Raw genomic sequence first — 13,933 nt, 5'->3', positions numbered from 1 at the left:
ATATTAGAAGCGTTTTATTACAACTTTTAATTATATCAATTTTACAATTATGAAAAAATCATTGTTATTTCTGTGCGTGTTAGTGTCTGGTTTTAGTGTTTTTGGTCAAGATCATTATGAAAAAAAATATTCCCTAGGCCAGAATTCTGGTGGAAAATGGTATAAACTAATGAATATTGATCTTAATGGTAATGGGAATCATAATTCGGTCAATATAACTGTAGATTTTCATTATGTAAATACATGGACAAAATACAATGCCAATGCCATACTTAGATTAAGAGAAAACTCAAACTCAGATTGGCAGTTTAGTGTTACAGGGATCAATCAATCTATTCTCAAATTTAAGAAGGTATCAAATAATGTTTACGAGCTTTGGGGGTTATCCAATAGTAGCTATGGGCACATATCATTTACATCTACAGTAACCAAAGAAGCTCAATTTATAATGACAATTCCAGACTTACCTGTTGAATCCCCAGATATTAGCGCATTGGAGGATGTAGCGTCCAAAGGAGATTGGTATTTTCCATTAGGTAAAATTGAAGTAATAAATAATGGAACGATAGGTGGTGCATGGAACCCTAATGCAAGTTATTTTACAATTTCAGGAACTGATGGATCTAAAATCATAATGGACACCAATGAAATATATAGTCAAAGTTTATTACATATTGGTTCAAAAACAGGCGACATTGTCAAGTTTAGAACTGTTGGTGAAAATGGGACTAGTGATAAAATGATTATTAAAAATAATGGCAATGTAGGCATCGGCACCACAAACCCAGATGCTAAATTAGCTGTAAACGGAAATATCCACACCAAAGAAGTGAAAGTCGATTTAATCGGCTGGGCAGATTATGTGTTTAAAGAGGATTACAACCTCCCTACTCTACAACAAGTAGAAGATCACATAGCTACAAAAGGTCATCTTATCAATATCCCATCTGCTGCAGAAGTAACAGAAAACGGTATCCATTTGGGTGAGATGAATGCGAAACTTTTGGAAAAGATCGAAGAATTGACGCTTTACGCAATTGCTCAAGAGAAAGAATTAAAAGATTTTAAAAATGAAACCAAATCATCTAAAAAAGTTATTGATAATTTAAAATTAAAAAATATCAATTTAGAAGATAGGCTATCAAAATTAGAAGCTCTGTTGACAACTTTAGAAAGGTAACTTATTTATTGTCTTTTAAAAAAGCACTAAGTATTTCCATTCAATATTATTTCTTAACTAAACTGTTATATCAATGAAAAAATCATCTAGCCTATTAATTACATTAGCACTACTACTAATTAGTGGTCTATTATTTTCTCAAGATCCGAACGATATTCCCAAAATTTTTCCCGCTTCTCCCGAAGCATCTAATTTAGGTCGATTCGGTGAAATACCAGTTAATTTATCAGTAGGAATGGCTAACTTTTCTATTCCCATATATACTATTGAAGAAGTTAGCTTTCAACTGCCTGTTTCTGCAAATTATCAGCATAATGGTCTAGTTGTAGATCAAATACCCGGGCATTTAGGTATGGGATGGAATTTAAATGCTGGAGGAATGATCACTAGACAAATGAAAGGACGTCCAGATGAAGATCCTGCTGGATATATAGGGAGTCAAATGACTGGAAAAAATATAGTAATCCCCTACATCAATAATCAACTAACACCGCAAAGAAAAAGTGATGTTAATCAGCTAGCATCAGAAAACCTTATTGATTTACAACCTGATAAGTTTATTGCAAATGTTGGAAGTATGAGTGTTACCTTTTATTTTGATGAAAATAGAAAACCTGTAATAAAACCCTATAAACCATATAAAATTGAACTTATAAATAATGATTTTTCATTTAATCAAGGTATAAAAATTACAGATGATAATGGTATTCAATATTTTTTCCAGGAAAAAGAAACCACCACTCGTACGCAACCTATTTCTTTAAATGAAATTGCGGGCTCAATGCATAATGGCTATACATCAGGTTGGAAATTATCCAAAGTAATATTGATTAATAATGAAGAGTTGACATTTAATTACGATGCTACTGTACATTATCAAAGTACAAAATCACAAAGTTTTAGACAATGGGTTTCTGGAGATTCAAATTGTTCGAGTAGCCCATTAACAACTTCAACACGTAATTATCAAATAACTTCTAAGATCATAAAGAACATTGTGTTTCCGAAAGGAAAAATAGAATTTGATAATACAATTATAACCCTTTCAGATAATAATAGTAATAAAAATAAGTATTTATCACATCTTGATAGAATACGTGTTCTTAACCAAAATAACGAAGTTATAAATACATATGATTTATATTTTGATAACCTTGATAAAACCAGAAAACTTTTAACTGAGGTTAGAATTAATAACGACAATAAGAATTTTTACAGTTTTGGTTATTATACATCTCCTCCCGATGTCATACCTTTTTATGAGCAGGATTTTTGGGGCTATTATAACTCAAACCCTAATAATTTTTTAATTAATTCTTATAATACCTATGATGTATTTGGAGGCAGAAAACCAGACTTTGAGAAAACAAGAATGGGAGCTCTTAAAAAAATCACCTACCCTACAAAAGGCTCTTCAGAAATTGAATATGAGCTTAATTCGGTAGATGCTATTTCTAACCCTATTCCGTATACCTGCCAAAATACTGAATTACAATTTGTTGGGTCAAAAAATGTTAGTTTAAATTGGCAAGAACAAAATCAAGGCACCAATTATAAGACTGATAAATTGACTTTTACCGTAGAGGAAGGCCTTAAACATATTTCAGTTAATTTGAATGTAAGAAAGATTGCAGATGATGGCGGCATATTGGGGAATTCTATTCCAGGAATAGCAAGGGCTTCGTTAAGTAAGATTAATGGATCTAATGTAGGTTGTGCTGATATTGAATGTTATAGCGGTCCACCTGGTGACGATAGCGGATGCGATACAGTATATCGTTCTATTGGTGGTCCAACACATTTTTCGCCAGGACAAAAAACGTTAAATAGACGATATAAATTAAGACCAGGAACATATGAACTTAAAGTAGAAGTAGAAAATTATGGAGTTGCCTATACAACTGGAGATATTATAATTGCATCTGCTTCGGTATCTAAGGAAGTAGCACCTGCCGTAATAACAGAAACTGCAGGAATTAGAATTTCTAAAATTAAGAACTGTCCAAATAATAACAGTTCAGAATGTACAGAAAAGGAATTCATTTATGAAGATGCAAATGGCAAGAGTTATGGTAAGTTGTTTAGAAAACGTAACATTACGGAATATAGAATGTCTTCAGTAAATGGTGCGATAGGAAATGGCATTTGCAGTGCTGTTTATGATGTGTATTCTAGCAGTAGTAATGTGCCACTAGGATATTTTATGGGCTCGCATATTTTTTATGATACAGTCGTTGAAAGAATTAAAGGAAATAACAACAATTATTTAGGATATACTAAAAAAACATTTGTATGTAGTCCTGTAGAGCAAAACTTAACTTTTCCTTTTTTAGATGTGGATAATAAAGAATTTAAAAATGGAAAACCATTAACAGAAGAAGTTTATAATAATTCGTCTTCAAATCCTATTTCTTCAAAAGAATACATCTATGACTTTGATGGTAACGGAACCTCTCTTACGGGAATAAATCAACGTGTCTATGCTCTTAGTATTGGTGTTATTGCTGCTAATAATACTTCTGGTTCCAATGGATATACCAGTAACAGTAACATCTTTAGAAACAATATAGATCGTGAATGGTTAACTACCGAAAAGAACACAGAATTTTTAAACAATTCTAACCTTATCAGTATTAAAAACTATGATTATATGAACCCTCAAGGGCATATAAAAGAAAAAGAAGTAATTGATAGTAGGAATGAATCCTATATAACTAGTTATGAATACCCTTATACATTAAATAACTCTATAAATAATGATTTGACAATTAAAAACAGATTGGCTACACCATTGGAGATAACGGTTACTAAAAATGATTTTCAGTTATCTAAACAACAAACCACTTATCGTAACTGGAGCAATAATATTATAAGTACAGAATATATAAAATCTTCTAAAAATGAAGGTGGATTAGAAAACAGAATCCAATATTATAGCTATGATGATTATGGGAATCCCTTAGAAGTTTCAAAAGCTGATAACACACATATAATATATATCTGGGGATATAATGATCAATACCCAATAGCTAAAATTGAAAATGCCTCTTACGAAAATATGTTAACCGCTACAAGAAACCTTATTTCACAGATAAAGGCTGCATCTGATAATGAAAATACGGATACTGAAGAAGATGCTTTACGTGTGATGTTTGATACACTAAGACAAGATGGGTATTTTGTTCAAACTCCTATGATCACTTCTTACACCTATGATCCATTAATTGGTATCACTAGTATTACAGATCCACGAGGATATACAATGACCTATCATTATGATGCCTTTAATCGATTAGAATTCGTAAAGGATCAGGACGGTAATCTACTATCAGAAAATCAGTATAACTACAAAAACTAAGTAACGGATGAAAAATACTATAAAACAAATAGCTACAACTTTACTAGTTTTAGTAAGTATAACCACAACTGCTCAAGTAGCAAATACGGTTATCATAGAAAATGAAACCATTAATGCATCCAGCGATCCTGCATTACTTAATGTAAGCGCAGGTCAAAAAATTATCATTAAACCAACCACCTGGATACAACCGGGAACTGTATTTTCTGCAACGATTTCTGGAGATCCATATATCAGTCCAGTGTTAAGTACTGATGAAAATTATGTATTTACCAGATCCTTTCAGTCGCCGATCACCGAAACCATGTTACTAGATCCTGCTATTGGAATTAAGAACAACAGCGATGTGATAGAAAGCATTACCTATTTTGATGGACTAGGTCGCTCAAAACAACAGATTGGTATCAAATCTTCTCCAGATAAAAAAGATATAGTCACTCATATTGCTTATGATAATTACGGGAGACAGAACAAACAATACTTGCCTTTTGAACGGGAAACCGGAGCATTAGGAAGTTATAATGCAGTAGATATAACTAACAACATTAATAGTTATTATAAAAATAAATATGATGATGACTTTACAGGAATGGCATTAACTGATGTTAACGCATACTCAGAAAGTGTTTTTGAAGCTTCACCTCTAAACCGAGTTCTGGAACAAGGAGCACCAGGAAAAGATTGGAAAGCAAATAAAGATTTAGATACTGATCATACCATCAAGTTCGATTGGGGTACCAATATAGCTGATGAAGTTGTGTATTTTAAAGTGAATTTTCACGAAAACAATACTGAAGTACCAATTTTGGTGAAAGACGGATATTATAACCCTAACGAACTTTATGTAACCATTACCAAAGATGAAAATTGGCAACCTTCTGATGGTAATAATCATACGACTCGTGAGTATAAAGACAAGTTAGGACGAGTAATCCTAAAAAGAACCTATGCTTCGGCAGGCTCAGCAAACTCTGTGGTACACGATACCTTTTATGTATACGATGATTTTGGGAATCTGACTTATGTGATTCCTCCAAAAGTAACATTAAGTGCTACAGATGGAGTATCTTCAGAAGAACTTTCCGAACTGTGCTACCAATATAAATATGATTACAGAAACCGATTGGTGAATAAGAAAATACCGGGGAAAGGATGGGAATCTATTGTATATAACAAATTGGATCAAACTATTCTTACTCAAGATGCAGTACAACAGTCAAATGAAGAGTGGTTGTTTACAAAACATGATGCCTTTGGCAGAATGATTTATACTGGAAAATACACAGATGATCGAGGTAGAATAGATATGCAATTTGATATCAACTCCAATAATCAATATGATCAAAAAGGATCTGAAATAACAGTAAATGGCACCAAGTTATATTACACTAATACCGCATTCCCTAATCATAGTCAAGAAATTCTGACGATTAATTACTATGACGACTATACCTTTGATCACAACGTAAGCAATCCGGGTACTATTTTAGAGCAAACTATTGATACCGATGTAAAAGGATTAGCTACGGGATCTAAAGTACGAGTTTTAGGAACTGATGATTGGATTACAACAGTCACCTATTATGATGGGAAAGGAAGACCGATCTATATACATAGTACCAATGACTATCTTAATACGGTGGATATCGTAGAAAGTAAACTTGATTTTGCTGGAAAAGTATTAGAAACCAAAACTACCCATACCAAAGGAAGCAATGCTGCAATAGTAACCATTGATACCTTTACCTATGATCATATGGGGAGATTGTTAGATCAAAAGCAAACGATCAACAATCAAGTAGAAGAACAAATCGTATCTAATACCTATGATGAATTAGGACAATTGGAGTCTAAATTAGTTGGAGGTACTTCGGCTTCGCTAAGTGCAAGCACTATTGGGGGACTACAAAAGATAGATTACACCTATAATGTACGAGGGTGGTTAAAAGAAATCAATAAAGGTACTACCGATAATGGAGATTTATTTGGTTTTGCAATTAACTACAATATCACTAGTGAAAACTTAGGTGCTGATCCATTGTTCAATGGAAACATTAGTGAAACTATCTGGAAAACTACTAATGATAATACCAAGCGTGCTTATGGATATCAGTATGATGCATTAAATCGTATCACTGCCGGATTGGACAATACCACAGATAAAAGATACAGTTTAAGTAGTATTGGATATGATAAAAACGGAAATATTGAAACCTTACTTAGAAACGGTCATACTAATATCAATGCAAATAATTTTGGTGTGATGGACAACCTTACCTATGCATACGATGATGGTAATAAACTAAACAAAGTAACTGATAGTGGTAATAAGAACGAAGGTTTTATTGATGGAACTAATACAGATAATGATTATCTTTATGATGATAATGGAAATATGATTGCTGACAAAAATAAAGATATAAGCTCGATTACATATAATCACTTAAACTTACCAGAAAGGATTGAGTTTGTTTCTCTAATACCCAGCCAACAGAAACGTATTGATTATATATATGACGCTACTGGAGTGAAATTAAGAAAAGTAGTCACAAATTATCCATCTAGTAATACTACTGAATATGCTGGGAATTACATATACGAAAGTAATTATTCCATAGGATTACCTCCGGGACCTAATAATTCTGATGAAAAAGTATTACAATTCTTTAACCATCCAGAAGGATATATAGAACCTAATGTGAATGGTGAATTTGATTATGTATACCAATATAAAGACCATCTAGGCAATATAAGAATCTCTTTTTCTGATAAAGACAAGGATGGCAAGATCGATGTACTAAGAAATGATGCAGATGTTGACGGAGATAATGATTATGCTCATGAAATACTACAAGAGAAGAATTATTATCCATTTGGACTACAACATAAAGGGTATAATAATGTGATAGTTTCTGAGAATAAACACAAAACCTATCAAGGAAAAGAATATGAAGAAGAATTAGGAAAAGACACATACGCTTTTGGTTGGAGAGATTATGATCCAGCTACCGGTAGATTCAGTAAGATTGATAGATTTTCTGAAAAATATTATGCTGTTACACCGTATCATTTTTCTGCTAATAATCCTATTTTCTTTAAAGAGATTAATGGAGATAGTATTCAAGGAGTATCAAGAAAATCTGCCAGAAGAACAAGAAGAATAATACGAAAGACTTTTAGAAAAAACAAAAGATTAGCCAAACTATTTAAGACTAAAGGAAAGAATTTTAAGAGTATTAGTCAAGAGGATTTTGATAAGGCCACTGAAAATTCTGATCCTGATGAAAAAGCCCTTGCTCAAGGTTATTTTGATGCTGTAAACTCAGAACAAACCCATACAGTGGAAGTAGTAAAAAGGGGAGAAAAGTTAAAATCAAATTTAAGTAAAGCAGGTGGCTTTAAAAAAGGAAGAGATATTGATAAACTTAGAGGAGGAGGAAGAAACACCTATAATCATTCTAACGATGGATCTCATACAGTAGTAGTAATGAATTCAAACTCCATACCATTGGATAATATAGACAATTCTACAGGAGGTGCTCAAAACATCCCTTCTACTGCTGGAGAATTATTAGCTCACGAATTAATAGGACATGGGCTTACTAGGTTTACTGATGTAGTAGAAGGAGCTCAACATCTCTACCCAATACAGACTACAAACTTATATAGAAGACATATTAACGGAAATTCTCGCTACTATAGAAACGGAACAGATCATAGTAATGGAGCCCAGATAAGAGGTACTATGTCTTGGCAAATCCCATTATATTTAAGATAAAATAACATGAGATATTTAACTTTTTTTTTAATGCTCTTTTTTGGTGGATTTATTCATTCACAAAATCAGAATTGTTCAATTGATATAGATAAGAATTTACAAGTGCTAGAAAAACATTTTGAAATTTTAGAAACAGATGTAAATATAAAAGACATACTATTGATCCATAATTCACATAATTTAGGTTTGATTATTTGGAAAGAAAAAGGTAAAATAATGGGGGCCAAACATTTCATCAGCAGCTCTTGTATTAGAAAACGAAAAAAAATAAAATTAAATAAAAAACAAAAAGAAAATTATAGTGATGCTATAAAAAACATGAAACTGATTAATAACTTACCTGATTTTGAATGTATTGAAGATGTTCATACTATTAACGTATTAACTATAATAACTTCCTCAGGAATTAAAAAAATAATAAAGACTAATTGTGCAAATGAATATCAAAAAAATATGATTTCATCTATTCAAGATTTGCACTATTGCTTGTATTTATAATTAACCTCGCTCGGGTATAGTATGCTGCTACTGCTAGTTTGCAACTAGTAGCGGTACGAGTAAGAAATGAGTCGTCCTAAAATAGGTTGACAGTTTTTAATAATTTAAATTAGACCGGAGAAGCTAGCTTCTCCGGTTTTTTTGTTATGTACAAAATTAGGTGTTTTCATTTTAAGACTCATATGTGGTCTTTTATTATTATAAGTATTAATGGACTCAATAATTAATTGTTTGAGTTCATCTTGATCCTTGCATTGATAAATTAAGAACTCATTTTTTAATATTCCATTGATTCTTTCAGCTAATGCGTTTTGATAGCAATCATATCCATCAGTCATTGATGGGGTCACATTAGTACGTTTTAATTCTCTCTGATATACAGAAGAGCAATACTGTAGTCCTCTATCAGAATGATGTACTAATTTAGTGTTTGTTACTCTATTTTGATTTGCCATTTTCATTGCTTTAACCACATTTTCAGCTGCCATATTCTGGCTCAGATGATACCCCATTATTTTCCTACTATAGGCATCAGTAACAAGGGATAGATAGTGAGTAGCTTTTCTACTTTTGATGTAAGTAATATCGCTAACAAAAAACTCTTCGGGTCTTGAGACCTTAGTATCTTTCATCAAATTAGGGTATTTTCTAAGCCAATGCTTAGAGTTTGTGGTCTTTGTATAGTTTTTCTTTGGTTTTATCAGTAGGGATTCACTACCCAGGTAATCAAATAGCGCATCTCTTCCTATTTTGATTCCTTGACGATCAAACTCCTTTTTTAGTAAATAATATAGTTTTCGGGTGCCTAACCGAGGCATATCCATCCGCACTTGTTGTACTAGATATTTTACCTGATTAAGTTCTTTACTACGAGTTAATGACCGCTTTTGTGATTGATAGATCGCTTGTCTACTGATCCCAAACAATCGACAACAACGCGACAAACTTACTGGCCTTTGTTGTTGGATGCATCGGATTGATTGGGTGAAAACTTTTTTCTGATTCCAGTACCATACTGTTTATCCGAGATATCAATCATAGTATTGAGAATCTCATTTTTGAGTTTTTCATCTGAGAGTTCACGCTCTAATCGCTTGATCTTTTGTGCTGGAGTTTCTTTTGATTTAGGCATTTGATGTTGAACTGGTTTACTCCAATCTAAAGTACCATGTTTTCGTAACCAAACCAAACTAGATCGCTCGGATATGATAGCGCAGATTTGCAATCTGTGCGGTTAAGATAAATAAAAGCCAGTTACATTGATTTGTAGCTGGTTTTTTATTGCAATACATTTTGTAGTTTAGTCTGTTTGATAAAAGCATCAAGCATAGCAAAAACTTATTCTTTATCCTTGGGTTTCCCCACTGGGGTATAGAATGTGCTAGTTCGAGTTTGCAACTCGGACTTTCATATGTGTCTCGTCCTAAAAAAGTTTACATATTTTACATTAATCCTAAAATAGCTTTACAACTTATTCTTAGTCCTATTATTGGTTTACAATGATAGGATTTTTTGTATCATAACCCCGATCGTGCGGAAATGATAGTTCACCTCTACTTCTCTTTTTAAATATAGAAAACTATCTAATATTATCTAATATCAAAGTAAAGGCGGAAATGTTTTCGTGTTGCGTATTAGTAAGAAATAAATAAGAGTAAAGACCAGTTACATTGATTTGTGGCTGGTTTTTTATACATAATTTCAAATTTTTAAACCTAGTGCGTAACAGTATTCCTGTTTACAGGGCTTCACGGATATTAAGTTTATCAAAACACTCCATTCCTTTACTTCCGAAAAGTGAAGTATCACATTGAGCTTGTCGAAGTGCTCTCGAACCTTGAGTTTACCGGGCTTCGAGAGCCTCAACCCTCTTCATATTTCAACCCTCAAACCCTCATTCACTTCGAACCCTTAGCGGAGCCGAAGGGTGAGTACATGAAATTGGAATTCTTAAATAATCGATTTTTTGTATCTTTTAATTATGAAAAAATTAGTGTTTTTTGTATTACTATTACCAATCATATCTTTCTCTCAAGATCTTGACAAACACCTATGGAAGAATCGTTTGATTTTGGTATTAGCAGATTCGTATGAAAATTCGAAGTTCACAAAACAACTACGCGAGTTCAACACTAACACTGATGACTTACAAGATAGAAAACTGATCGTGTATCAAATAACACCTACTTCCTACCAAAAAGGAATTAAAAAAAGTGATGCGATTAAAAACAATACGCTTTTTAAAAGGTACAATTCATCCAACGAAGACTTCAAAATTATTCTTATAGGATTAGATGGAGGTATCAAATTAGAATCTAATAAATTAGTATCAGCTTCGCTTATTTTTGAGCAAATCGATCAAATGCCAATACGTAAACAAGAATTGAGAATTAAAAACTAACCCATCAATTTATTAATTGCTATAGATTCCGGATCAAGTCCTGAATGACAGATACTCCTACGCCTCAATAGTTTCTACCTTCCTAGTATCAACTAAATAGTTTTCAGATACTCTAACACATTTGCCTCTATCCTACTATCAATATCAGAAACATCTGCTTTCTCAAAAGAAGTACCGGTAATATTTTCAAATAATTCGATATATCGATCTGATACAGAATTGATATATTCCTGATTCATATCTGGGATTTGCTGCCCTTCTTTACCTTGGAAACCATTACTGATTAGCCACTGTCTTACAAATTCTTTGGATAATTGTTTCTGAGCTTCGCCTTTTTGTTGTCTCTCTTCATATCCTTCCGCGTAAAAGTAACGAGAAGAATCCGGTGTATGGATCTCATCAATCAGCACAATTTTTCCATCTTTCGTTTTCCCAAATTCGTATTTAGTATCTACCAAAATTAATCCTCGCTCTGCAGCAATCTCAGTTCCTCTCTGGAATAATTTTCTTGTGTAATCTTCTAATACCAAGTAATCCTCTTCAGAAACAATACCTTTTGTTAAAATTTCTTCTCTAGAGATATCCTCGTCATGTTCTCCATTATCAGCTTTGGTAGAAGGGGTGATAATAGGTTCTGGAAATTTATCGTTTTCCTTCATCCCTTCTGGCATTGGCACACCACATAATATTCTTTTACCAGCTTTATATTCTCTTGCCGCATGTCCGGATTGATATCCTCTGATCACCATCTCTACCTTAAAAGGATCACAAAGATGACCAACAGCAACATTCGGGTCCGGAGTGGCAATTAACCAATTAGGAACTAAATCTTCGGTGGCTTTCATCATTTGTGTAGCAATCTGATTGAGAATTTGTCCTTTAAACGGAATTCCTTTTGGCATGACCACATCAAAGGCCGATAAACGATCTGTAGCAATCATGACTAATAATTCGTCATTGATATTATATACTTCTCTTACTTTTCCTTTATAAACTGATTTCTGAGCTGGGAAATTGTAATTTGTATCTGTAATAGTATTCACTGTAGTATATTAGTTTTTGAGTGGTGAGTATTTGAGTACATCTATATTCATTATATATCACCTTTAGATTTTGATTTCAAATGTTTTTTGAACGATGTTATCATCTTTGATATTTCAGTAATATCTGCTCTGTTTCTCTCATCCTGATCTTCCTTTATAAAACCTCTTAATTTTGCTTTCGTACTACAAACAATACATTCGTGAGCACTATCCCAAGCCATTTGTAGATATCTGTTAAACTGAGCATCAGAGCTTGCAGAGCCTTCTGCAATATTAAGTGCTATAGAGTCCGCAGCTCTTATAAACTGAGAAGCTAATCTATACATTTCTTCCTTGGGGAAAGCAGAAATCTGAATATTTACAGATTCTCCAAATTCAATGGCTTTATTGTAAATAATTAAATCTTCAAATTTAAAATGATATTTACTTTTCATTTTTTTATAATACAACAATCTTCAAAAATCCTTTAATTCCTTAGAAAGCCCATATTTTCAACTACTCAAAAACTCACTTACTCAAAGACTCCCCTTCTACATTAATCATTTCTATTCTCTATCTCTTTATAGGCAGCAATCACCTTTTTCACTAGTTTATGACGGATCACATCCTTATCATCTAAGTGTATAACTCCAATTCCAGAAACTCCTTTTAATACTAATAAAGCTTCTTTTAGACCAGAGGTAACTCTTCTTGGTAGATCAATCTGTCCCGGATCACCTGTAATCATAAATTTGGCATTTTTACCCATACGTGTCAGGAACATCTTCATTTGCGCATGCGTTGTATTTTGTGCTTCATCAAGAATTACAAAGGCATTATCTAACGTACGACCCCGCATAAAAGCCATAGGCGCTATTTGTATCACTCCTTTTTCTATAAAACTTTCTAGTTTTTCGGCAGGAATCATATCGCGTAATGCATCGTATAATGGTTGCATATATGGATCCAGTTTTTCCTTTAGATCTCCAGGTAAAAATCCAAGATTCTCTCCTGCTTCTACAGCAGGACGTGTAAGAATGATTCTTCTTACTTGTTTTTCTTTTAACGCCTTTACCGCCAATGCTACTCCCGTATATGTTTTACCGGTTCCTGCGGGTCCAATAGCAAAAACCATATCATTTTTATAGGTTAGCTCTACCAATTTACGCTGATTGGCTGTCTGCGCTTTAATCGCCTTACCTCCTACTCCATGAACCAAGGTTTCTCCGCTAACTGCAGATGTTTCATAATCCGCTTTGCTATCACTAGTCAGCACACGTTCGATTACATTCTCATCTAGCTTATTATATTTTGCAAAATGCTCCAAAAGCATATTAAGACGTGTATCGAATTCTTCGAGCATATCTCCGTCACCGTACACCTTCATTTTGCTGCCTCGAGCAACAATTTTCAATTTTGGAAAGTATTTTTTTAATAATTGAATATTACTATTCTGAAGTCCGAAAAACTCCCGTGGATTGATTTCTGTTAGTTCAATAATAAGTTCGTTCAAAAGCTATAGAAATTTTAGTATGAATTGTTTTTTGGATTGACTAAGTTTGTTCTCCCAATAGCTATCGGGATTGTTTGAAGTTTTTGCCGGGGAATCAAAAATGAAAAACGTACTATACGTTGAAACTTTTTTAAGATCATAAAAGATATTAAGTGGTCAAAAATGATAAACTCGTATGTTTTT

8 protein-coding genes and 1 pseudogene are annotated in these 13,933 nt (G+C 33.0%); 5 read left to right on the top strand and 4 right to left on the bottom strand.

The window, feature by feature from the left end:
* Positions 1 to 49 precede the first annotated feature (49 nt).
* From Q0829_RS26570 to Q0829_RS26555, 4 genes are all read left to right on the top strand, one after another.
* The gene (locus Q0829_RS26570; protein ID WP_298548927.1) at positions 50 to 1,180 is read left to right on the top strand and encodes a hypothetical protein; all 1,131 of its coding nucleotides are present in this window, start codon (positions 50 to 52) and stop codon (positions 1,178 to 1,180) included.
* Between the two features lie 73 nt (positions 1,181 to 1,253).
* Complete coding sequence (locus Q0829_RS26565; RefSeq protein ID WP_298548925.1) at positions 1,254 to 4,538, top strand: RHS repeat domain-containing protein; 3,285 nt, start codon at positions 1,254 to 1,256, stop codon at positions 4,536 to 4,538.
* 7 nt (positions 4,539 to 4,545) lie between these two features.
* Positions 4,546 to 8,316 carry a DUF6443 domain-containing protein gene (locus tag Q0829_RS26560; protein WP_298548923.1) on the top strand — a complete coding sequence of 1,257 codons (3,771 nt, stop codon included), beginning with the start codon at positions 4,546 to 4,548 and terminating at the stop codon, positions 8,314 to 8,316.
* A 6-nt stretch (positions 8,317 to 8,322) separates the two neighbouring features.
* A complete protein-coding gene (locus Q0829_RS26555) occupies positions 8,323 to 8,814 on the top strand; it encodes a hypothetical protein (RefSeq protein WP_298548921.1) in 492 nt (163 codons plus the stop codon).
* A 104-nt stretch (positions 8,815 to 8,918) separates the two neighbouring features.
* Here Q0829_RS26555 and Q0829_RS26550 read toward each other — a convergent pair.
* Positions 8,919 to 10,009, bottom strand: a pseudogene (locus Q0829_RS26550) (IS3 family transposase); the annotation flags it as partial.
* Positions 10,010 to 10,795: 786 nt separating this feature from the next.
* On the opposite strand from Q0829_RS26550, the gene Q0829_RS26545 reads away from it, so the two are divergent.
* A complete protein-coding gene (locus Q0829_RS26545; protein WP_298548920.1) occupies positions 10,796 to 11,215 on the top strand; it encodes a DUF4174 domain-containing protein in 420 nt (139 codons plus the stop codon).
* 92 nt (positions 11,216 to 11,307) lie between these two features.
* Here Q0829_RS26545 and Q0829_RS26540 read toward each other — a convergent pair whose 3' ends face one another.
* The 3 genes from Q0829_RS26540 to Q0829_RS26530 form a co-directional block, all read right to left on the bottom strand.
* Entirely contained in the window at positions 11,308 to 12,258 is a 951-nt protein-coding gene (locus tag Q0829_RS26540) for a phosphoribosylaminoimidazolesuccinocarboxamide synthase (RefSeq protein WP_298548917.1), read from the bottom strand.
* Between the two features lie 50 nt (positions 12,259 to 12,308).
* A complete protein-coding gene (locus Q0829_RS26535; protein WP_298548915.1) occupies positions 12,309 to 12,692 on the bottom strand; it encodes a four helix bundle protein in 384 nt (127 codons plus the stop codon).
* A gap of 101 nt (positions 12,693 to 12,793) precedes the next feature.
* Positions 12,794 to 13,750 (bottom strand): PhoH family protein, encoded by a 957-nt coding sequence (locus Q0829_RS26530; protein ID WP_298548913.1) that lies wholly within the window; start codon positions 13,748 to 13,750, stop codon positions 12,794 to 12,796.
* Positions 13,751 to 13,933 lie beyond the last annotated feature (183 nt).

The organism is uncultured Aquimarina sp. (assembly GCF_947492405.1).
GTDB lineage: Bacteria > Bacteroidota > Bacteroidia > Flavobacteriales > Flavobacteriaceae > Aquimarina.
Note: the sequence above shows the minus strand (reverse complement) of the source record. Positions and strands in the feature narration are given on the sequence as shown.

Bases quoted from the DNA above. Each gene is read 5' to 3' on its own strand.
- Q0829_RS26570 (WP_298548927.1), top strand. From the start codon at position 50: ATGAAAAAATCATTGTTATTTCTGTGCGTGTTAGTGTCTGGTTTTAGT.
- Q0829_RS26565 (WP_298548925.1), top strand. From the start codon at position 1,254: ATGAAAAAATCATCTAGCCTATTAATTACATTAGCACTACTACTAATT.
- Q0829_RS26555 (WP_298548921.1), top strand. From the start codon at position 8,323: ATGAGATATTTAACTTTTTTTTTAATGCTCTTTTTTGGTGGATTTATT.
- Q0829_RS26535 (WP_298548915.1), bottom strand. From the start codon at position 12,692: ATGAAAAGTAAATATCATTTTAAATTTGAAGATTTAATTATTTACAAT.
- Q0829_RS26560 (WP_298548923.1), top strand. From the start codon at position 4,546: ATGAAAAATACTATAAAACAAATAGCTACAACTTTACTAGTTTTAGTA.
- Q0829_RS26545 (WP_298548920.1), top strand. From the start codon at position 10,796: ATGAAAAAATTAGTGTTTTTTGTATTACTATTACCAATCATATCTTTC.